This window comes from Xanthobacter variabilis (assembly GCF_043831965.2).
In the GTDB taxonomy this organism is placed as follows: Bacteria; Pseudomonadota; Alphaproteobacteria; order Rhizobiales; family Xanthobacteraceae; genus Xanthobacter.
This window is the reverse complement of the sequence record NZ_CM195533.1, coordinates 1,645,727-1,666,531: the sequence shown is the minus strand read 5'-3', so window position 1 is coordinate 1,666,531 and position 20,805 is coordinate 1,645,727. Positions and strand designations below refer to the sequence as shown.

Annotated in this window: 20 protein-coding genes; 15 read left to right on the top strand and 5 right to left on the bottom strand. The window is 67.2% G+C overall.

Annotation, left to right across the window (positions count from 1 at the left end; all coding sequences use genetic code 11):
- Positions 1 to 313: 313 nt before the first annotated feature.
- From ilvC to V5F26_RS07300, 3 genes are all read right to left on the bottom strand, one after another.
- Positions 314 to 1,333, bottom strand: a complete 1,020-nt coding sequence (gene ilvC / locus V5F26_RS07310; RefSeq protein ID WP_234051598.1) for a ketol-acid reductoisomerase — start codon at positions 1,331 to 1,333, stop codon at positions 314 to 316.
- Between the two features lie 97 nt (positions 1,334 to 1,430).
- Positions 1,431 to 1,946 carry an acetolactate synthase small subunit gene (gene ilvN, locus V5F26_RS07305; protein WP_234051599.1) on the bottom strand — a complete coding sequence of 172 codons (516 nt, stop codon included), beginning with the start codon at positions 1,944 to 1,946 and terminating at the stop codon, positions 1,431 to 1,433.
- Positions 1,947 to 2,036: 90 nt separating this feature from the next.
- The gene (locus V5F26_RS07300; RefSeq protein WP_394947035.1) at positions 2,037 to 3,836 is read right to left on the bottom strand and encodes an acetolactate synthase 3 large subunit; all 1,800 of its coding nucleotides are present in this window, start codon (positions 3,834 to 3,836) and stop codon (positions 2,037 to 2,039) included.
- Positions 3,837 to 4,373: 537 nt separating this feature from the next.
- Here V5F26_RS07300 and smc point away from each other — a divergent pair.
- From smc to V5F26_RS07245, 11 genes are all read left to right on the top strand, one after another.
- Positions 4,374 to 7,826, top strand: coding sequence for a chromosome segregation protein SMC (gene smc / locus V5F26_RS07295; RefSeq protein ID WP_394947034.1), 3,453 nt, complete (start codon positions 4,374 to 4,376; stop codon positions 7,824 to 7,826).
- A 269-nt stretch (positions 7,827 to 8,095) separates the two neighbouring features.
- Entirely contained in the window at positions 8,096 to 8,485 is a 390-nt protein-coding gene (locus V5F26_RS07290; RefSeq protein ID WP_234051602.1) for an AtpZ/AtpI family protein, read from the top strand.
- Positions 8,486 to 8,758: 273 nt separating this feature from the next.
- Positions 8,759 to 9,511: a F0F1 ATP synthase subunit A gene (locus V5F26_RS07285; RefSeq protein ID WP_234051603.1), complete on the top strand. Its 753-nt coding sequence runs from the start codon at positions 8,759 to 8,761 to the stop codon at positions 9,509 to 9,511.
- Between the two features lie 75 nt (positions 9,512 to 9,586).
- Positions 9,587 to 9,814: a F0F1 ATP synthase subunit C gene (locus V5F26_RS07280; protein WP_234051604.1), complete on the top strand. Its 228-nt coding sequence runs from the start codon at positions 9,587 to 9,589 to the stop codon at positions 9,812 to 9,814.
- Between the two features lie 77 nt (positions 9,815 to 9,891).
- Positions 9,892 to 10,608, top strand: coding sequence for a F0F1 ATP synthase subunit B (locus tag V5F26_RS07275; RefSeq protein WP_370640680.1), 717 nt, complete (start codon positions 9,892 to 9,894; stop codon positions 10,606 to 10,608).
- Between the two features lie 223 nt (positions 10,609 to 10,831).
- Positions 10,832 to 11,323 (top strand): F0F1 ATP synthase subunit B family protein, encoded by a 492-nt coding sequence (locus V5F26_RS07270; RefSeq protein WP_234051605.1) that lies wholly within the window; start codon positions 10,832 to 10,834, stop codon positions 11,321 to 11,323.
- On the top strand, positions 11,323 to 11,457 hold the full coding sequence (locus V5F26_RS07265) for a hypothetical protein (protein WP_394055115.1): 135 nt from the start codon (positions 11,323 to 11,325) through the stop codon (positions 11,455 to 11,457). Before V5F26_RS07270 ends, V5F26_RS07265 begins: the two co-directional genes overlap by 1 nt.
- A 78-nt stretch (positions 11,458 to 11,535) precedes the next feature.
- The gene (locus tag V5F26_RS07260) at positions 11,536 to 12,699 is read left to right on the top strand and encodes an SGNH/GDSL hydrolase family protein (RefSeq protein ID WP_394947033.1); all 1,164 of its coding nucleotides are present in this window, start codon (positions 11,536 to 11,538) and stop codon (positions 12,697 to 12,699) included.
- 745 nt (positions 12,700 to 13,444) lie between these two features.
- Complete coding sequence (locus tag V5F26_RS07255) at positions 13,445 to 14,323, top strand: HpcH/HpaI aldolase/citrate lyase family protein (RefSeq protein WP_394947032.1); 879 nt, start codon at positions 13,445 to 13,447, stop codon at positions 14,321 to 14,323.
- Between the two features lie 5 nt (positions 14,324 to 14,328).
- Positions 14,329 to 15,018 (top strand): DJ-1/PfpI family protein, encoded by a 690-nt coding sequence (locus V5F26_RS07250; protein ID WP_394947031.1) that lies wholly within the window; start codon positions 14,329 to 14,331, stop codon positions 15,016 to 15,018.
- A 36-nt stretch (positions 15,019 to 15,054) separates the two neighbouring features.
- Complete coding sequence (locus V5F26_RS07245) at positions 15,055 to 15,258, top strand: DUF1737 domain-containing protein (protein WP_234051609.1); 204 nt, start codon at positions 15,055 to 15,057, stop codon at positions 15,256 to 15,258.
- 126 nt (positions 15,259 to 15,384) lie between these two features.
- Here V5F26_RS07245 and V5F26_RS07240 read toward each other — a convergent pair whose 3' ends face one another.
- Positions 15,385 to 16,281, bottom strand: coding sequence for a cation diffusion facilitator family transporter (locus V5F26_RS07240; RefSeq protein WP_394947030.1), 897 nt, complete (start codon positions 16,279 to 16,281; stop codon positions 15,385 to 15,387).
- A 202-nt stretch (positions 16,282 to 16,483) separates the two neighbouring features.
- Here V5F26_RS07240 and V5F26_RS07235 point away from each other — a divergent pair, with 202 nt between their 5' ends.
- Positions 16,484 to 17,533 carry a MaoC family dehydratase gene (locus V5F26_RS07235; RefSeq protein WP_234051611.1) on the top strand — a complete coding sequence of 350 codons (1,050 nt, stop codon included), beginning with the start codon at positions 16,484 to 16,486 and terminating at the stop codon, positions 17,531 to 17,533.
- Here the strand turns inward: V5F26_RS07235 and V5F26_RS07230 are convergent.
- Positions 17,509 to 18,510, bottom strand: coding sequence for an extracellular catalytic domain type 1 short-chain-length polyhydroxyalkanoate depolymerase (locus V5F26_RS07230; protein ID WP_394947029.1), 1,002 nt, complete (start codon positions 18,508 to 18,510; stop codon positions 17,509 to 17,511). The genes V5F26_RS07235 and V5F26_RS07230 overlap by 25 nt on opposite strands.
- 341 nt (positions 18,511 to 18,851) lie before the next feature.
- On the opposite strand from V5F26_RS07230, the gene V5F26_RS07225 reads away from it, so the two are divergent.
- From V5F26_RS07225 to sdhD, 3 genes are all read left to right on the top strand, one after another.
- Positions 18,852 to 19,541 carry an OmpW/AlkL family protein gene (locus V5F26_RS07225; RefSeq protein ID WP_234051613.1) on the top strand — a complete coding sequence of 230 codons (690 nt, stop codon included), beginning with the start codon at positions 18,852 to 18,854 and terminating at the stop codon, positions 19,539 to 19,541.
- Positions 19,542 to 19,990: 449 nt separating this feature from the next.
- Positions 19,991 to 20,392 carry a succinate dehydrogenase, cytochrome b556 subunit gene (gene sdhC, locus V5F26_RS07220; RefSeq protein WP_394947028.1) on the top strand — a complete coding sequence of 134 codons (402 nt, stop codon included), beginning with the start codon at positions 19,991 to 19,993 and terminating at the stop codon, positions 20,390 to 20,392.
- Positions 20,393 to 20,403: 11 nt separating this feature from the next.
- Complete coding sequence (sdhD, locus tag V5F26_RS07215) at positions 20,404 to 20,802, top strand: succinate dehydrogenase, hydrophobic membrane anchor protein (protein WP_234051615.1); 399 nt, start codon at positions 20,404 to 20,406, stop codon at positions 20,800 to 20,802.
- The last annotated feature ends 3 nt before the right edge of the window (positions 20,803 to 20,805 follow it).

Below are 20,805 nucleotides of genomic sequence, written 5' to 3'. Positions count from 1 at the left end.
AAATCTAGATGCGCGCCGCAAGCACCCTCAAGATAGGACAACACCGAATTGTGTCAAAGAAAAAGATATGTTATTTGCAGCACATTCGAAACACTGCATTTTCGAGAGCAATTTTAAATTCAAATTTTGTTTTGAGTTATTCTGATTTAAGTTGGGCAGCCGACAGGCCGCAATCTCCCACCCAGCGGCGCGTGACGCCTTGCGGCGGGCCCGTGCATCTCCCCCCGCCGCAGACACAAAAAACCCCGGACCGGCGGGCGCCGATCCGGGGTCGCGCATGAGGCGGGCGGCACGAAGCCGCCGGCTGAAAACCTCAGTTCTTGCTCTTGTCCACCAGGGCCTTGGCCTTGATCCAGGGCATCATGCCGCGCAGCTTCTCGCCCACTTCCTCGATGGGGTGGGCGTTCACGCGGGCGCGGGTGGCCTTGAACGAGGTCTGGTTGACCTTGTTCTCCAGCATCCAGTCGCGGGTGAACTTACCGGACTGGATGTCGGTCAGCACGCGCTTCATCTCCGCCTTGGTCTCGGGGGTGATGATGCGCGGGCCGGTGACGTATTCGCCATATTCCGCGGTGTTGGAGATGGAGTAGTTCATGTTGGCGATGCCGCCCTCATAGATGAGGTCGACGATCAGCTTCATCTCGTGCAGGCACTCGAAATAGGCCATTTCGGGGGCGTAGCCGGCTTCCACCAGAGTCTCGAAGCCCGCGCGGATCAGCTCCACCGTGCCACCGCAGAGCACCGCCTGCTCGCCGAACAGGTCGGTCTCGCACTCTTCCTTGAAGGTGGTCTCGATGATGCCGGCGCGGCCGCCGCCGATGGCGGAGGCGTAAGAGAGCGCCAGGTCATGGGCGTTGCCGGTGGCGTCCTGGGCGATGGCGATGAGGGTCGGCACGCCGCCGCCCTTGAGGTATTCGCCGCGCACGGTGTGGCCGGGGCCCTTGGGGGCGGCCATGAGCACGTCGAGATCCTTGCGCGCCTCGATCAGGTTGAAGTGGATGTTCAGGCCGTGGGCGAAGAACAGCGCCGCGCCTTCCTTCATGTTGTCATGAAGGCTGTCGCGATAGATGTCGCCCTGCAGCTCGTCAGGGGTGAGCATCATCACCACGTCGGCCCACTTGGCGGCCTCGGCGGGGGAGAGCACCTTGAAGCCCTCGGCCTCGGCCTTCTTGGCGGTGGCGGAGCCGGGACGCAGGGCAATCACCACATCCTTCACGCCCGAATCGCGCATGTTCAGCGCGTGGGCATGGCCCTGGCTGCCATAGCCGATGACGGCGACCTTCTTGCCCTTGATCAGGTTCAGGTCGGCGTCGCGATCGTAATAAACGCGCATCAGTGTCTCCTTGTGGGCGTTTGTCCTTGAGTGGCGGCGGGCCGCGCCGGCGTCTTGCACCGGATCGCGGCCAAAGGGAACAGGCCTGGCGGCCAGATCAGAGAGCGGTGGGCCCGCGCGAGATGGCAACCACGCCGGTGCGCGCCACTTCCACCAGGCCGAGCGGCTCCATGAGGTGGGCGAACTGGTCGATCTTGTCGCTCTTGCCGGTGATCTCGAACACGAAGCTCTCGCGGGTGGCGTCGATGACGCGGGCGCGGAAGGCTTCCGCCAGGCGCAATGCCTCCGAGCGGGCCTCGCCGGTGCCGCGCACCTTCACCATGGCCAGCTCGCGCTCCAGGTAATGGCCCTCAACGGTGAGGTCCTGCACCCGGTGCACGGGCACCAGACGGTCCAGCTGGTTACGGATCTGCTCGATCACCATGGGCGTGCCGGTGGTGACGATGGTGATGCGCGAAAGATGGCTCTCCGCGCTCACCTCGGACACGGTGAGGCTGTCGATATTGTAGCCGCGGCCGGAAAACAGGCCGATAACGCGCGCGAGCACGCCCGGCTCGTTGTCCACCAGGACCGAGAGGGTATGGCGCTCGATGCGCTCTTGAGCTTCAGGCATGGATGGCTCGAAAGATGGGGTCGGCGGGAACCCCTCCCCCGCACGGGGGGAGGGCCGGAATGGCGGGACGAGAGGACCGGGAAGCCCCGGTCACACCAGCATCTTGCCTTCGTCGGTGATGGCTTCGTCGAGATCCACGGCCATGTCGCCGAGGATCATCTCGTTATGGGCGCGGCCCGAGGGGATCATGGGGAAGCAGTTTTCCTGCTGGTCCACGATGCAGTCGAAAATCACCGGCCGCTTCACCGAGATCATCTCCTGAATGGCCGCGTCGAGGTCGGCCGGCTTGTCGCAGCGGATGCCGACGCCGCCGAAGGCGTCCGCCAGCTTCACGAAATCGGGCAGCGCCTCCGAATAGGAGTGGGAGTAGCGCCCGCCATGGAGCAGCTCCTGCCACTGGCGCACCATGCCCATATACTTGTTGTTCAGGATGAACACCTTCACCGGCAGGTCGAACTGCATGGCGGTGGACATTTCCTGCATGTTCATCTGGATCGAGGCTTCACCGGCGATGTCCACCACCAGCGCGCCGGGATGGGCCTTCTGCGCGCCGATGGCGGCCGGCAGGCCATAGCCCATGGTGCCGAGGCCGCCGGAGGTCAGCCAGCGGTTCGGCTCCTCGAAGTGGCAGAACTGCGCCGCCCACATCTGGTGCTGGCCCACCTCGGTGGTGATGTAGACGTCCTTGTCCTTCACCGCATTGTAGAGCCGCTCAATGGCGTATTGCGGCTTGATGATGGTGTCGGAGGCCCGGTAGGCGAGGCACTGGCGCGAACGCCAGCGGTCGATCTGCGCCCACCACGCCGTCAGCGCCGCCTTGTCGGTCGAAAGACCCTTGGCCGCCCAGGCGCGGCTCATGGCGCCGAGCACCCTGGCCACGTCGCCGACGATGGGCAGGTCCACCTTCACGTTCTTGTTGATGGAGGACGGGTCGATGTCGATGTGGATCTTCTTGGAATCGGGCGCGAACGCATCCAGCCGCCCGGTGATGCGGTCGTCGAAGCGCGCGCCGATGCACACCATGACATCGCAATCATGCATGGCGAGATTGGCCTCATAGGTGCCGTGCATGCCCAGCATGCCCAGCCACTGCGGGTCGGACGCCGGGAAGGCGCCGAGGCCCATGAGGGTGGAGGTCACCGGCACGCCGGTCTCGCGGGCGAAGGCGCGCAGCAGGCGGCTCGCCTCCGGACCGGAATTGATGACGCCGCCGCCGGTGTAGAAGATGGGCTTCTTGGCGGAGGCGATCATCTCCACCGCCGCGCTGATCTGCGCGTCCTCGGCCTCCAGCTTCGGACGGTAGGTCTTGTGCTGGATGTTCTCGCGGCCGACATAGGTGCCGGTGGCGAACTGCACATCCTTGGGAATGTCGACGACCACCGGGCCCGGGCGCCCGTTCTGCGCCACGTAGAAGGCCTCATGCAGCACGCGCGCGAGGTCATTCACGTCGCGGACGAGGTAATTGTGCTTGGTGCACGGCCGGGTGATGCCGACCGTGTCGCACTCCTGAAAGGCGTCATTGCCGATGAGGTGAGTGGCCACCTGCCCGGAAATGCAGACGATCGGGATGGAATCCATCAGCGCGTCGGCAAGGCCGGTCACCGCATTGGTGGCGCCGGGGCCGGAAGTGACGAGCACGACGCCCACCTTGCCCGAGGAGCGGGCATAGCCTTCCGCCGCATGCACGGCCGCCTGCTCGTGCCGCACGAGGATGTGCTCGATCTGGTCCTGAAGGAACAGCGCATCATAGATGGGCAGAACGGCGCCGCCCGGATAGCCGAAAATATGCGCCACGCCCTGGTCGGCGAAGGCCCTGATGACCATTTCGGCGCCGGTCATCTTGGTGCCGGTGGGGGTGGCGGTGGCCGCGGAGGCGGTCGCAGTGGTCATGGCGTTGGAACTCCCTGGCGCGGAGGCGCCGCAAATCTGGCTGTCATCGCATCGGATCGAGGCACCAGGATGCGAACGCATCCCGCCTCGGCATCGATGGCCGCGCGGGCTGAAATCGTTCAGGCTCCGCGCCGGCCGAGCCGCGAACCGAAGGAACGCGGCGGTTCAGAAACGACGAAGGGGCCCCAAGGGCCCCTCGTCACGCGCCACGTCCGTTCGAAACAGCCTTCTCAGGCTGGACCGATCGTGGCGCCCCCGGATACGAGAAGAATAACGATGTTGCGCATGGTCACGCAGGCCCTTTCAAAAGTTGCGCGAAATTACCGACCGTCGCGCAAGGCGTCAAGCATTGATCGCGCCCGCCCGCATCGCCCGCGAAAAGCGCCCCGCCGCAAACCGGAGCGCGGCTTGGTCCGCTCCCTGTTTGACGCGGCGCGAAAGCGCTGGCACACCTCTTGCCGAGATCCTTTTTGAGGGATTGACGCCGGAAGCAGCATTCCGGCTCCACCCCGTTGCATCGGACCGCCTCCGGCCCCCATGAAGTTCAACCGCCTGCGACTTGTGGGCTTCAAGACCTTCGTCGAGCCCACCGAACTCGTCATCGAGCCCGGCCTGACAGGCGTGGTGGGCCCGAACGGGTGTGGCAAGTCGAACCTGGTTGAAGCCCTGCGCTGGGTGATGGGCGAGAGCTCCCACAAGGCCATGCGCGCCCAGGACATGGACGACGTGATCTTCTCCGGCACCACCGGCCGGCCGGCGCGCAACATGGCCGAGGTGGCGCTGCAGCTCGACAATTCGGACCGCACCGCCCCCGCCGCCTTCAATGAGTGGGACGAGCTGGAAGTGGCGCGCCGCATCGAGCGCGGATCCGGCTCGGCCTATCGCATCAATGGGCGGGACGTGCGCGCCCGCGACGTGCATCTGTTGTTCGCCGATGCCTCCACCGGCGCCCGCTCACCGGCTTTGGTGCGGCAGGGGCAGATCGGCGAGATCGTGGGCGCCAAGCCCAATGCCCGCCGCCGCATCCTGGAGGAGGCCGCCGGCGTCGCCGGCCTCCATGCCCGCCGGCACGAAGCGGAAAACCGCCTGAAGGGCGCCGAGCAGAACCTTGCCCGCGTCGAGGACGTCATCACCCAGATGGCGTCCCAGGTGGACAGCCTGCGCCGCCAGTCGCGCCAGACCCAGCGTTACAAGGCCCTGGCCGCGGAGATCCGCCAATGCGAGGCCACCTTGATGTGGCTGCGCTGGCGCGAGGTGACAACCGCTTTGGCCGAGGCCGAGCGGGCGCTTTCCGCCTCCCAGCGCGACGGGGCCGAACTGACGCGCGTGCAATCGGAATCCGCCCGGCTTCAGGCCCTCGCCGCCCATGCGCTGCCGCCATTGCGCCAGAACGAGGCCGAAGCCGCCGCCGCCCTGCAGCGCCTGACCCACGCCCGCGAGGCGCTGGACAAGGAGGAAGCGCGCCTTGCCGCCCGCCGGCAGGAGCTGGAACGGCGCCTGGTTCAGCTCGCCCAGGACCTGGAGCGCGAAAAATCCCTGTCCGCCGATGCCGAAGGGGTGCTGGAGCGCCTGGACCTGGAGGCGGAAAACCTGCTGGCCGAGCAGGAAGAGGCCGCCGAGCTCTCGGCGCTGGCCGCCGACCGGCAGGAGGAAGCCGCCGCCCTGCTGGAGGAGGCCGAGCAGCTCCTCCAGGAAAAGACCACCCATTTCGCCGATCTCGGCGCCCGCCGCGCCAGCCTGGAGCAGACCGCCAAGGAGATCCGTGACCGGCTGCTGCGCAATGCCGCCGAGCGTGCCTCGGTGGAGGCGGAGGAAGGCCGGCTGAACCGCGAGGCCGGCACCGCCGCCTTGGACGACATCCGCCTCAATGCGGAAATCGCCCGCGAGAGCCTGGCCGAGGCTGAGGAAACGACCCTGGCCGCCGAGGCCGCCCACACCGCTGCCCGCCGCGCGGTGGAGGAGCTGCGCCCGGCGGTGAACGAGGCGGAAAAGCACTTCGGCCGGCTGGATGCGGAAGCCCGCACCCTGGCCAAGCTGCTGCAGTCCACCGATCACCGCTTTCCGCCCGTGGTCGATCTGCTGTCCGTCGCCAAGGGCTATGAGACCGCCCTCGGCGCCGCCTTGGGCGATGACCTCGACCTGCCGGTGGCGCCGGAGGCCCCCGCCCGCTGGGCTGGCGTGGAGATGGACCCGGCGGACCCGCCGCTGCCGCAGGGAGCCGCGCCCCTGTCGCGGCACGTGACCGGGGCTCCCGCTTTGGCCCGGCGCCTGGCCCAGGTGGGCATTGTGGAGCCGGCCGAGGGGCCGCGCCTGGCTGTTCTGCTGAAGCCGGGACAGCGCCTTGTCTCCCGCGCCGGCGACCTGTGGCGGTGGGACGGCATGGTGGCCGCCGCCGATGCGCCCACCGCCGCCGCCCGGCGCCTGGCCGAGCGCAACCGCCTCGCCGACATCGAGCAGGAGGCCGCCGCCGCCCACGAGGCCGCGGAGGAGATCCGCGCGAGCCTCGCGGACCGTGAAGGTGAGCTGCGCCTGGCCGCCGCCGCCGAGGCCCAGGCGCGCGAGGCCCGCCGCACCGCCCAGCGCGCCGCCGAGACCGCCCGCGCGGTTCTGGAGGCCGCCGAGCGCAAGGCCGCCCAGCACATGGCCCGCCTCGCCGCCATCGCCGAGGCCCGTGCCCGCCTTGCCGCCGTGCGCGAGGAGGCCGAGGCACACATGGAAGACGTGCAGGGGGAGCTTGCCGCCCTCGACATGCCCCAGGTTCTGGAAGCCGAGCTGGCGCGCGCCCGCGCCGAGGCCGGCGAGCGCCGCGCCGCCTTGGCCGAGGCCCGCGCCGCCGCCGACGCGGTGCGCCGCGACAGTGCCGCCCGCATGAAGCGCCTGGAGGCCATTGCCGGCGAGCGCCGCTCCTGGCAACAGCGCGCCGGGGGCGCGGGCGAGCGCCTCGCCGCCATCGAGGCCCGGGCCGAAGAGGCCCACGCCGAACTGGCGGAGATCGAGGACGCCCCCTCGGAAATCATCCGCCAGCGCCGCGCCCTGATGACCGGCCTCGAGGAAGCCGAAGCCGCCCGCCGCGCCGCCGCCGACCGGCTGGCCGAAGGAGAGGCCGCGTTGGCCGCCGCCGAAAAGGCCGCCCGCGACGCGCTGGAGGCCATGTCCCAGTCGCGCGCGGAAGCCGCCCGCGCCGAAGCCCGGCTGGACGCCGCCCGCCAGCGCCGCGACGATATGGAACGTGAGATTTTCGAGGCCCTGGAAGGCCCGCCGGACGTGGCCCGCACCCAGGCCGGCATCACCGATGACCAAAATCTTCCCGACCCTGGTCCCATCGAGGCGATTCTGGAGCGGGCCAAGCGCGACCGTGACCGCCTGGGCGCCGTGAACCTGCGCGCCGACCTGGAGCTGGAGGAGGCGGAGGCCCGCCACACCTCCCTCACCACCGAGCGCGACGACTTGATCGAGGCCATCAAGCGCCTGCGCGGCGCCATACAGAGCCTCAACCGCGAGGCTCGCGAACGGCTTCAGGCGTCATTCACCGTGGTGAACGCCCATTTCAAATCGCTGTTCGACACCCTGTTCGGCGGCGGCGAGGCCGACCTTGTGCTGACCGACGCCGAGGACCCCCTGGAAGCCGGCCTCGACATCATCGCCCGCCCGCCCGGCAAGAAGCCCCAGACGCTCTCCTTGCTCTCCGGCGGCGAACAGGCGCTGACCGCCATGGCGCTCATCTTCGCCGTCTTTCTCACCAATCCGGCGCCCATCTGCGTGCTGGACGAGGTGGACGCACCCCTGGACGACGCCAATGTGGAGCGCTTCTGCACCCTGCTTGAGGAAATGACGCGCCGCACCGACACGCGCTTCCTCACCATCACCCACAACCCCATCACCATGGCGCACCAGAATCGCCTGTTCGGCGTCACCATGGCCGAGCGCGGCATCTCCCGCCTGGTTTCGGTGGATCTCCAGAGCGCCGAACGCCTGCGCGAAGCAAGCTGAAACGCCGCGCAAACCACACCCGCGCACCGCGCAAAGGCCCTTGCGGCACACCAAACAGGCAGCGTGCCCGCCTACCCCCCTGTTGCCGCGACGTCGCACAGCGCGCAAAAAGGGGCATTCCACGTTGTCGCAGCCTTATTTTTAATTCGTATTTTCATAGACTTAAGTCACTTTGCGTGTGCCTTGACACCCAATTTTGACACAACTATGGTGCGGCCCGGTTTCGAGGGGTGGAGCGTCCGCTTCGCCCCGGAGCCGAGGTTTGCGCCATGTCTGAGCCTGAACATTCTCCCTCTGGAGAGCGCCACCGGGCCGCTGGCAAGTCGCAGGCGCCCGGTTCCGACGATTCCGAGCTCGGCGCGCGGCTGGAGCAGCTCGACACTTCGTTGAGCCAGGCGCGCTCGAAGCGGGAAGTCCCTGCGCCCAAGGGCGCCAGCGACACCTCATCCCGCTCGGGCGTGGCTCTCGCTTTCCGCCTGGGCGCGGAATTTGTGTCGGGTGTGCTGGTGGGAGCGGCCATCGGCTACGGGATCGACACGTTTTTGGCGATCGCCCCCTGGGGACTGATCGTCTTCACCCTGATCGGCTTCGGCGCCGGGGTGCTGAACATGATGCGCGCGGCGGGCGAAGGCCCCTCGCGCCACCGCCCGAAGTCCTGATGCGCCCGTTGCGGCGGCTCGGATTCAGGGGGAACGGCAGGCGGTCGCGGCCGCCGGCGGGTTTTTAAGGCGGCCCCGGCCGCAGCGTTCTTGAAGGCGGCTTCGGCCGCCGGGTATTGGCCACGGCGGACACGTCGTGGAGTTGAAATTGCGGCGCTCGCGCCGCGTGGCTTGGAATTGCGGCGCTCGCGCCGCGTGGCTTGGAATTGCGGCGCTCGCGCCGCTTGTCTTAAAATTGCGGCGCTCGCGCCGCGTGGCAGGGGGCGCGTTCGGATGACCGTCGATCCGATCCATCAGTTCGAGATCAAGCGCTTTGTGGACCTGCTGAACATCAGCGGCGTGCAGTTCTCTTTCACCAACGCCGCCGTGTTCATGTTCGGCATCGTGGCCATCATCTTCTTCTTCCTCACCTATGCCACCCGTGGCCGCACCCTGGTGCCGGGCCGGGCGCAGTCAGTGGCGGAGATGAGCTACGAATTCATCGCCAAGATGGTTCGTGATTCGGCGGGCAGCCAGGGGATGGTGTTCTTCCCCTTCGTGTTCACGCTCTTCACCTTCGTGCTGGTGGCCAATCTGGTGGGGCTCATCCCCTACACCTTCACCGTCACCGCCCACCTCATCGTCACCGCCGCTCTGGCGCTGCTGGTGATCGGCACCGTGATCGTCTACGGCTTCTTCAAGCACGGCACCCACTTCCTCCACCTGTTCGTGCCCTCGGGCGTGCCGGCCTTCCTGCTGCCGTTCCTGGTGGTGATCGAGGTGGTGTCCTTCCTGTCGCGGCCCATCAGCCTCTCGCTTCGTCTTTTCGCGAACATGCTGGCGGGCCACATCGCGCTCAAGGTCTTCGCCTTCTTCGTGGTGGGCCTTGCTTCGGCGGGTGTCGTGGGCTGGTTCGGCGCCACGCTGCCCTTCTTCATGATCGTGGCGCTCACCGCGCTCGAGCTGCTGGTGGCTGTGCTGCAGGCCTACGTGTTCGCGGTGCTCACCTCCATCTACCTCAACGACGCCATCCACCCCGGTCACTGACCGGGGCCGCGTAAGCGTTCGCGAGCAAGTTCCCACCCGTTTCGTTAATCCAACAGGTTCTCAAGGAGCAGTCCAATGGAAGCGGAAGCTGGAAAGTTCGTCGGTGCCGGCCTCGCCTGCCTCGGCATGGGTCTCGCCGGCGTCGGCGTCGGTAACATCTTCGGCAACTTCCTCTCGGGTGCGCTGCGCAACCCGTCGGCCGCCGATGGCCAGTTCGCTCGCGCCTTCATCGGCGCGGCCCTCGCGGAAGGTCTCGGCATCTTCTCGCTGGTCGTGGCCCTCGTTCTGCTCTTCGTGGCCTGATCGAGGTTTGCTGAAAAAGAGCCTCGCGCGCCATCGCGCGGGGCTTTTGGCTTAAGTTCAAGTCAGGCGGGCCAGCCATGATGAAGACGTGGAAGTTGACTGTCGCGGTGGCGATGACCGGTGCGTGCCTCATGGCCGCCCCCCTCGCCCTTGCTCCGCAGGTCGCGCATGCTGAAACCGCGGCTCCGGCGGACAAGGCGGCGGCGCCCGCCAAGCCCGTTTCCGGCCACGCCGCCGCTGGCGAGCATGCCAACGGCGCGGCCGAGCACAATCCCGTGGACGCGCACGCGGTGAAGTTTCCCCCGTTCGATGCCACGACCTTTCCGTCCCAGCTTCTCTGGCTGGCGATCACCTTCGGCATTCTCTATCTGCTGATGAGCCGCGTGACCCTGCCGCGCATCGGCCGCATCCTTGAAGAGCGTCACGACCGCATCGCCGACGATCTCGAGGAAGCCAACAAGCACAAGGCCGAGAGCCACGCCGCGCAGACCGCCTACGAGAAGGCTCTGACCGAGGCGCGCGCCAAGGCCAATGCCATCGCCGGGGAAACCCGTAATCGGCTTGCGGCTGATTCGGATGCTAATCGCAAGGCACTCGAAGCCGACCTCGCTGCCAAGCTGGTCGCCGCGGAACAGCGCATCGCCACCACCAAGACCGACGCCATGAGCCACGTCCGCGGCATCGCCGTCGACACTGCGGACACCATCGTGTCCACGCTCATCGGCAGCTCCGCTCCGCGTGCTGACGTTGAGAAGGCCGTTGATTCCGCGCTTGCCGCGCGGACCGCCGCCTGACCGTCGCCGGCTGAATTACCGCTCCGATCGGCTTTCGTTTCGGAGTAACGCGGATGCCAAATGGCAAACGCATCGCGTACCAACGACACCTTCCTTCGCGCCGCGCACATTTCGTCTCGGCAGGCGGAGGAAGGTGAGACACTAAAGAACCCAGGTGTGAGAATCGGGGGACCGCCGCCGAAGGGCGCGACAGCCAGGTTCCGACCAATTTGAGGACCGTGACATGCACGAGATGGAACTGGCGGAACTCTGGGTCGCCATCGCCTTCCTGGTGTTCGTGGGCATCCTGATCTATGCGGGCGCGCATCGTTCGCTTACCGCGGCTCTCGACAAGCGCGGTGCCCGCATCGCAGCCGAGCTCGAGGAAGCCCGCCGGCTGAAGGAAGAGGCGCAGAAACTCGTGGCCGAGTTCAAGCGCAAGCAGCGCGAGGCCGAGGCCGAGGCCGAATCGATCGTCACCGCCGCCAAGGCGGAAGCCGAGCGTCTCGCCGCAGAGGCCAAGACCAAGCTTGAGGACTTCGTTTCCCGCCGCACCAAGATGGCGGAAGAAAAGATCGCCCAGGCCGAGAAGCAGGCCATTGCCGATGTTCGGGCCATCGCCGCAGACACCGCCAGCCGCGCAGCCGAAGGCTTGCTGAGCGCTGCAGCCAAGGGCGCCGCCGCCGAGCGGCTGGTGACCAATGCGCTGTCAGAGGTCAAGTCCAAGCTCAACTGATGGCAGCGCAGCCGTCACCTGTTTCAGTCACGCATCTCAAAGCCGCCCGCATCCCGGGCGGCTTTGTTCGTTTCAAGGGCGCATCCGCACGCGCGGGACTCCTTGAAATCGCCGCCAGCCTGAGCGACACCTGATACATGCGGATGGTTGCTGCCCTTTCCTTTGCCCTGTTCCCAGCCCTGTTTGAAAGCGGGTCTAGGTTGGCTCGCCGCATGTCTGCCCGAGGCCTGCTGCCGCACCTGCTTGCCCTTTTTGCCGTCGCCCTTGGCCTGGTCATTGTGCCGGCGCCGGCTCGGGCTCAGCCCGACCTTTTCTTCTTCCTGCGCCCGCCGGCGCCCGTGCCCCAGGCCCCGCGGAACAACCGCAATAATGGGTGGTGGCCCGGCTTTGGGCCGCAGCAGCGGCAGGTTGAGCCGGTTCCGCAGGCCCCCGCTGCTCCGAAAAAGCGCGAGCCGCCACCGGAGCCTGAAGGCACCGTCTATGCGAGCGCGGACGCCGCAACCCAGAACAAGCGGCAGCCGCCCAGCCAATTCGCCCTCGTGCTCGGCGACCGCATGGGCGGTCAGCTCGCGCAGGGCCTCGCCGATGCCTATGTGCCCGATCGCGGCCGGCTCGCCATCGTTGAATACACGGTGGACGACAGTGGCTTCCTGTCCACCCCCGTGGATTGGATCGCCAAGTCTCCCCCCGCCATCGCCAACGGACGCCCCAATGTCACCGTCCTCGCTCTGGGGGCGGAGGACCTGAAGCCCATCAAGGACGGTGAGCTCCTGCTGGAGCCTCTGACCGACCGCTGGATCGAACTCTATAGCCGCCGCGTGGATGAGGTTCTTGCGTTCCTGCGCGATAAGGCCGGCCGCGTGATCGTCGTCGGCATCGCCCCCGTGGCCAATTCCAGCGTTTCCGCCGATTACGAGCGGCTGAATGAAATCCTGCGCGCGCGCGCCGCCCGTGCGGGCCTGCCCTTCGTCAGCGTCTGGGACGGGTTCGTGGAAGAAGATGGCAAGTATCTGGTCACCGGCCCCGCGGTGGACGGCCAGCGGCGGCGCCTGCGCCTCAATGATGGGGTGCGCTTCACGCGGGCAGGCGGGCGCAAGTTGGCATTCTTCGTTCAGAAGGATCTCAATCGCCTTCTGGAGGATCCCGCCAAGCCCAGTGCCTCGCCCGACAATGCGCAGCCGGCGCTGAGCCTCGCCGGTGCTCCGGCCAGGGCGGACGCAAAGCCGTTGCCTGTGGTGGCCCAGCCCAGCGCCTCTGTTCCAGGCGGGCCCCGCGCGCTGAAGGACGGCATCTCCCCGCCCGCCGTCCGTGGGCGCGCTGACGACTTCTCCTGGCCGCCCCCTTCAGCCGAGCTGCCGGCACCAGTGCAGAAGTAGCCCCACCAACGAAGGCCCCCTTCCGGCGTGCGTTTGGCGCGTGCGGCACCTGCGGTCTCCCGCCGAACGGGAATCCGCGCCACTTCCCTCCGGGCGTGGCGCCTGCCAGCCGCCGGTATCAGCAGCGGCGTTTTCTCGCTGCTGGCCGGACGAGATCCCGCCCATATCTTGCCGCGCACCGCACGCCCTTTCCGGCGCTCATCGCGCAGGAGCGCGATCTCCGTGCTCTGGATTTTTCCGCGTCGCGGCAGGAGGGTAAGGGCGGCATTTCGTCAGCTCGGGCAGCGCTCGCGGCAGGTTCCATCTTCCCCGCTGAGTGCCCCTGTGGCCCGACGCAGCCACCTTTCCTCGGGCCACGTCGCGCGCCTCACTGCCGGCAACCATGTCGTGTTCGGACCCAGGGGCGAAGCGATGGGCCACGAGCGGCCGACGCAACGGACGCGGCAGGCGACCTTGCGCGCCGGGGCAGTCCGCGTGGGCGAACACGTCCCTGCCCCGGGGATGCAGCCTGACGCCGTGATGCCGCAGCGCGGGAAATCGCGCATTGCCAGATCACCTACCCGCGGCCCGATGGCGCGACCTCCCCGGCCGGCGGCCCTCGGGCGCCCCGTGCCACGATGGACTGCGCGCTGTGCGCGCCCGCTTTGGGCGTGCGCTTCGAGACCCGGAGCTGCGCCCCGCAGGACGCTTCCCGCCGCGGGCGCGACGCCTTAAGTTCGCACTGCGTTCAACTGGGAGCTCATCCATGACCATTCGCCCGCGCCGCAGCGTTCTCTATATGCCGGGCTCCAATGCCCGCGCCCTGGAGAAGGCGCGCACCCTGCCGGCCGACGCCGTGATTCTCGATCTCGAGGACGCGGTGGCCCCCGACGCCAAGGTGGAGGCTCGCGGCCGAATCGTCGAAACCGTTAAGGCAGGCGGATTCGGGCCCCGCGAGGTGGTGATCCGCATCAACGGCCTCGACACCCCATGGGGCTCGGACGATCTCGATGCCGCCGCCAGCGCCACGCCCGATGCCATCCTGGTGCCCAAGGTGCAGAGCGTCGAGCAGCTCATGACCGTCGGCCGGCGGCTGGAGGCGCTCGGCGTGCCGCAGACCACGCGGGTCTGGGCCATGATCGAGACCCCCCTCGCCATCCTGGACATCAAGGCCATCGCCGCCTGCGCCAAGGATCCCGTAACCCGCCTCGCGGTGTTCGTGCTCGGCACCAACGACCTTGCCAAGGAAACCCGTGCCGCCTTGGTGCCCGGCCGCGCGCCCATGGTGGCGTGGCTGACGCTGGTGGTGGCCGCCGCCCGGGCTTATGGCGTGGAAGTGCTCGACGGCGTGTGGAACGCCTACCAGGACACCGAAGGCTTTGATGCCGAATGCGCCCAGGGCGTGTCGTTCGGCATGGACGGCAAGACGCTCATTCACCCGAGCCAGATCGAGCCGTGCAACCGCGCCTTCTCACCGCCAGAGGCGGAGGTGGCCCGCGCCCGCGCCATCATCGCCGCGTTCGCGCTACCGGAGAACGCGGGCAAGGGCGTCATCACCCTGGACGGCCGCATGGTGGAGCTGCTGCACGCAGAGATGGCCAAGCGCACCGTTGCCGTGGCCGACGCCATCGCCGCGCGGGGTTGAGCGCCATGACGCTGCGTGTGGTCATGGTCGTCTATCCGCGCATGACGCAGCTCGATCTCACCGGCCCGTTCGAGGTGCTGAGCCGCCTCGAAGGGGTGAAGATCGAGCTGGCGTGGAAGAAATGGCGCAAGCCGGTGGAGGATGCCTCCGGCCTCAGGATCATGCCCACCGTGGCGTTCGGCGGGCTGTCGGAGTGCGACCTGCTGTTCGTACCCGGCGGCCCCGGCCAACTCGATCTGATGGAGGATGTCGAAACGCTCGATTTCCTACGCCGCATGGCGCAGAGCGCGCGTTTCATCACCTCCGTGTGCACCGGCTCGCTGCTGCTGGGCGCGGCGGGACTGCTGAAGGGCTACCGCGCCACCTGCCACTGGCTCTCCCTGCCCCAGCTTGCGCTGCTGGGCGCAGAGCCGGTGGCCGAGCGGGTGGTTGTCGACCGCAACCGCATCACCGGCGCCGGGGTCACCTCCGGCATCGATTTCGCGCTGACGCTCGCCGGGCAGATCGCGGGGGAAGACGAGGCGCGGCGCATCGCCCTCGCCATGGAATACGACCCCGCGCCGCCCTTTCCACCGGCGGGCACCGAGCCCCGCCTCGTGGACGAGGTGCGCGCACGCACGGCCGCCTTCCAGGCCCGCCGCGAGGCGGTGGCCCGCGAGGTGGGCGCGCGGCTCGGCCTCATCCCGCCGGCCTGACCCGGCATCCCCTCCACGCCAACCCCGGCAGTGCCCATGAAGCTCTATCGCTACCTCACCGGACCCGACGACACGTCCTTCTGCAATCGCGTCACGGCGGCCCTCAACAAGGGCTGGCAGCTCCATGGCGCGCCCACCCTCACCTTCGATCAGCAGAAAGGCCGCGTGATCTGCGGCCAGGCGATCGTGAAGGAAGTTCCCGGCGAGTGGAGCGAGGACGTGAAGCTCTCCGACTACTGACACCGGTCTCGGCGGCGCCCCCAAAGGGCGCTTGCCTGCCTGGGGGCGCCCTCAAAAGGGCGCTTGCCTGCCTCGCCAAGGGGGGCACGCCAAATGGCCCGCACCCTGGCCCGCCCTCAGCTGTTCTTAGGCCGTAGCCGGCCCCGGCATCAGCACCACGGCCACTTCCACCTCGTCGCCCGCCTCCAGGAAGGAGGCCTTCACCGCCGCCATCAGGCGGGCCACCACGGCGCGCGTCTCGCCCACGGTCCAGGCATCGTCGAAGCCCAGATGCAGCTCGACGAACATCTTGCCGCCGAACTGCCGGGTGCGGATGTCCCCCAGCTCCGAGAAATCGTCGAAATGGGAGGTGAGCACCTTCAGGATGCGCAGCTGGCCCGCCTCGCCGATCGCCTGATCGAGCAGGGAGCCCACCGAATTGGTGAGCATGGCCAAGATGTTGTAGACCATGAAGCCGATCACCACGAACGATGCCATGGGATCGAGATAGTAGATCCAGTAGATATCGTTGAAGAGCGAGGTGATGACGGTGACGATGAACACCGCGCCCGAGGAAATGGCCGAAACCAGGTGCACCCGCGCCTGGGCCGCGAGCACCGGCGACTTGGTTTCCTGCGCCAGCCGCAGCGCCTTTCGGTTCAGCACCACATTGCCCGCGACCGCCGCCGCCGTGACGAAGAGGCCGAATTCCGCCCCGCTCACCCCCTCGGGATGGATGATGCGAGACACGGCCTGCGTGCCGGCGATGACGACGAGCGCGCTCTGCAGCAGAGCGATCATGAGCTCGGCGAGGTTTTCGAGCTTGCCCAGGCCATAGGCGTATTTGCCCGTATTGGCCTTGTGGGCGATGCGCAGCACCAGCCAGCAGGCCGTGAGCGCCGTAAGATCGAAGGACGTGGCCAAAAGATCCGACAGGATGGCCGAGGAATTGGTGAGCGTCGCCGCCAGGATGTAGAAGGGAAACAGGCAGGCCGTGAAAATCATGGCCTGGAACGACAGTTTCTGGCTCGCCGATCCCGACACCGCATGTCCTCCGTTGGTGGCCGGCATCAGGACCGTCGCGGGGCCGTTCGTCAAGCACCCAGAGCGCGCTGAGACACCACCGGCCGTATGCCCAGGGCGAATGCTGAGGACGAGCGCGCGGATCAGCCGTGGCGGCGCTCGGCGCGGTTGCCAGCCTCCCGCCCCGTCTGCCAACATGCGCCACCACCCCTGGGGGAGCATGATGAGCAAGACCAACAAGGGCAATTACTTCGAGGATTTCAAAGTCGGCCAGGTGATCCGCCACGCCACGCCGCGCACAGTGACCGTGGGCGATGTGAGCCTCTACAGCGCCCTTTACGGGACGCGCTTCGCGGTGCAGTCGGCCGACAGCTTCGCCCAGGATATCGGCTATGCCCGCGCGCCGGTGGACGATCTGCTCACCTTCCATGTGGTGTTCGGCAAGACCGTGCCCGACATCTCGCTCAATGCCGTGGCCAATCTGGGCTATGCGGGCGGGCGCTTCCTCGCTCCGGTGTATCCGGGCGACACCCTGACCGCCGTCTCCGAGGTCATCGGCCTCAAGGAAAACTCCAACAAGCAGAGCGGCGTGGTCTATGTGCGCTCCACCGGCTTCAACCAGGACGGTGTGGAAGTGCTCGACTATGTGCGCTGGGTGATGGTGCGCAAGGCCGATCCCGCCTCCCCCGCGCCCGAGCCCGTGGTGCCCAAGCTGCCCTCCGCCCTGGCGCCCGACGCCCTCGGCAGCGCGGTGCCGGTGCTGGATCTCGAAGGCTGGAATGACGACCTTTCCGGCAGCAAGGCCCGCTTCGGCGACTATGAGGTGGGCGAGCGCATCGATCATGTGGACGGCATGACGGTGGAAGAGGCCGAGCACATGCTGGCCACCCGCCTCTACCAGAACACGGCAAAGGTGCATTTCAACCAGTTCACCGAGGGCCAGGGCCGCTTCGGCCGCCGCCTCATCTATGGCGGTCACGTCATCTCGCTGGCGCGGTCCCTGTCGTTCAACGGCCTGGCCAATGCCTTCCATGTGGCCGCCATCAATGGCGGACGCCACGTGGCGCCGCTGTTCGCCGGCCTCACCGTGCACGCCTGGAGCGAAATCCTCGACGCCCAACCCTTGCCGGGGCGCGAGGATGTGGGCGCCCTGCGCGTGCGCACCGTGGCCACCAAGGATCGCCCCACCGCCGACTTCCCGTACAAGACCGGCGACGAGTACGACCCGAGCGTGATCCTCGATCTCGACTACTGGGTGCTGATCCCGCGCTGACGCTCCGCCCCGCTCTCCGGCGAAGCCGCGGCCCGCTTGGGCTTGCGCGGCGCGGCGGCGGGCGGGGCCGCCCCCATGCCCTGTTCCGGCAGCGCCGGGGCGAGGGTGTAAGCCGACATGAAGCGCCACACCTCCTCGCCCGCGTCGATGTCGTGGTTGCGCAGGCCCAGGAACGGCGTGGCCAGATCCGGCCGCGTCTCCACCCGAGCCGGCGACTGGTGGCCGCCCCCTTCCACGCTCAGCAGTGTCACGGTGGCGCCATCGCGGCAGCCCTGCCAGGTGCGCTCCGTCACCGTCGTGCCGTCGAGCGGATCGACATCCGGCAATGCGCGCTTGACCGGATCCCCGCAGCCATTGAGCCGCGCGAAGAAGGCCGCGCTGTCGGGCGCGGAAAGGGTCGCGCCCATGGGCGTCCAGAACCCGTTATAGGTGATGACCGTGTCGGCCGTACCGTGGATGAAAAGCATCGGCACCGGTCGCGCCGGCCGGCACTCCTCCCGCGCATTGGCCGGGGTTGTGGCCATGATCACCGAATAGGCCGCGAACAGGTCCGCATGCTCGCAGGCCATGCGCTCCACCATGAAGCCGCCATTGGAGATGCCCGTCAGGTAAATGCGGGCCGGATCCGCCACCCCATCCGCCACCAGCTTCGCTACCAGGGCCACCAGGAACGCGGCGTCATCACCCGGCCGCAGCACCGCCTTCAGCCGCATGGCAGCCGGGCGGCTGTCATTCCACACCTTCCCCTCGCCCTGCGGATACACGGCCACGAAGCCGTTCGCGGCCGCCGCCGCATCCAGCCCGAAATAGGCGCGAAAGCTCTGCGGCGTCTGCATCGCGCCATGCAGCGCGATCACCACGGGCGCCGGTCCAGCCACCCCCGCGGGATTGGATACGAGATAGGTGCGCGTCTCCTGGCCCACCTCAATCTGCTGACGATTCGGCGCCGCTCCGGCAAGGGATACCAATGCGAGCATTGTGGCGCCTATAACGACTGTGGCTTTCGCGCACCACCCCGCGAGTGAAATTGCGCGACGCACACCACCGCCACAGCTCCCACAGAGCGCCCGAAACAAGCCCACCACCACCGATACCATGCCAGGTAAAATCCTTGAAACCAAAGGGAAACGGGACGGCGCCCCCGAATCGTCCAGGCGCCTCCATTCAGCCAGAAATGGGGCGCGCGCGGGGCCGCACTGTGGCCTGATTATCACAGGTCTTCCGACAAGCACGATGGACTTGATCTGAATCAATCCTATTCTGTGGCCACGGCGTGATGTCTATCTCACGAAAAATTCACATCTGCGGGAGTTGGGGGATGAACAAGTTCGGTTTGGGGGTTGCGCTCGCGGCGGCGTTCGGCGCACTGGTGGCCGGCAAGGCCGTGGCCGCGGATCTCTCGACGCCCGTCTACAAGGCGCCGGCTGTTGAAGAGGCCCTGAGCCCCTGGATGATCCGCATCCGCGCCCTGTGGGTGAAGCCGGAGAACGGCGGCGTGGTCACCGGCGACCCCTTCGCCGACCTCAGCTACTCCGACTCGGTCATCCCCGAGCTCGACATCACCTACTTCTTCACGAAGAACATCGCCGCCGAATTGATCCTGGGCACCACCCGCTCCACGATCACCGGCCAGGGCTCCCTGTCGAGCCTCAATGACATCGCCAAGGTGTGGATCCTTCCCCCCACCCTGACCCTGCAGTATCACTTCACCGATTTCGGCCCGTTCAAGCCCTATATCGGCGCCGGCGTGAACTACACGTTCTTCTATAACCAGGACGTGAAGAACTCCGCCTTCTCCTCCATCGACGTCAACGACGCCTGGGGCTTCGCTCTGCAGGCCGGCTTCGACTGGATGTTCGACAAGCATTGGGGCGTGAACGTCGACGTGAAGAAGATCTTCATGGAACCCGACTTCGTTCTCCAGGTCGCCGGCTCGGGCGCCACGGTCACCGGCCGCGCCGACCTGAACCCCTGGCTGATCGGCGGTGGTGTGACCTATCGCTTCTGATCCCAGACGGATCTGCTGAATACGAAACGGCGCCGGAGCCTCTCCGGCGCCGTTTTTGTTTCCCCACCGGGCTCTCACGGGCGCTAGCTCAGGGTGCGTCGAAGCGTAGCAGGGGCGCGAGCGAGGCCCTCCGGCGCACCCGCGCCGGCCGTCCCGCCCCTCCCCCTCGCGGAGCCGGTCCGCATGCTGCGATGCGAGACAAAAAGTGAAGCGTTTTCGGGATACAAGGGTGCGCATATGGGTGTAAGGACAAGCTGTCGCCCCATCGCCGCCCGGCGGCCATGTCCCACCGCGACACCGAAAATGGCGACGGCCAAGGCCCGATCCAACCTAGGGCCAATTGCGCCGCCGCCACCATCCGAGCATTAAACCGCAACCTTTCCGCTTTGGAATCGTTGCGAACTGGTCACGATTGAGATACCTGATCGGTCAATTTTTGGAGGAGGCCCATGGCCGATAGTCCTTCGCGCGTCGAGCGCCCGCTTTCGCCTCACCTGCAAATCTACCGCCCGCTGTTCACGATGGTGATGTCCATCGTGCACCGCATCACGGGCATCGGCCTCTATTTCGGCATGGTGCTGTTCGTGTGGTGGCTGCTCGCTGCGGCGTCGACCCCATCCGCCTTCGCCGCCTACAGCTGGCTGGCGGGTTCCTTCATCGGCCTTCTGGTGCTGTTCGGCTTCACCTGGGCGATGCTGCACCACGCCCTCGGTGGCGTGCGCCACTTCATCTGGGACTTCATCCACGCCTTCGGGCCGCAGGAGCGCATGCTGCTCGCCAAGGCGACGCTGGCTGGCTCGGTGACCCTCACCATCGTGCTGTGGATCATCGGTCTCGCGGTCAAGGGCTGAGGACAGCGCACATGAGCAACCCCACCCATACCCCCATGCGCACCCCCCTCGGTCGCGTGCGCGGCCTCGGCGCCTCCCACACCGGCACCGAGCATTTCTTCCTGCAGCGGGTCACTGGCCTTGCCAACCTGCTGCTGATGATCGCCTTCATCGTCATCGTCATCCGGCTTGCCGGCGCAAGCTACGCGGAAACCCGCGCGGTGCTCGGTCAGCCTTTGGTGGCGGTGATCATTCTGCTCACCCTCCTCTCGGTGACCGTCCACATGCGCCTTGGCATGCAGGTGGTGATCGAGGACTACGTGCACACCGAAGGCTTGAAGGTGGCGCTCATCATCGCCAACACCTTCTTCACCATCGCGATCGCTCTCGCCGGCGCCTTCGCCGTGCTCAAGATCAGCCTGGGAGGCTGACAC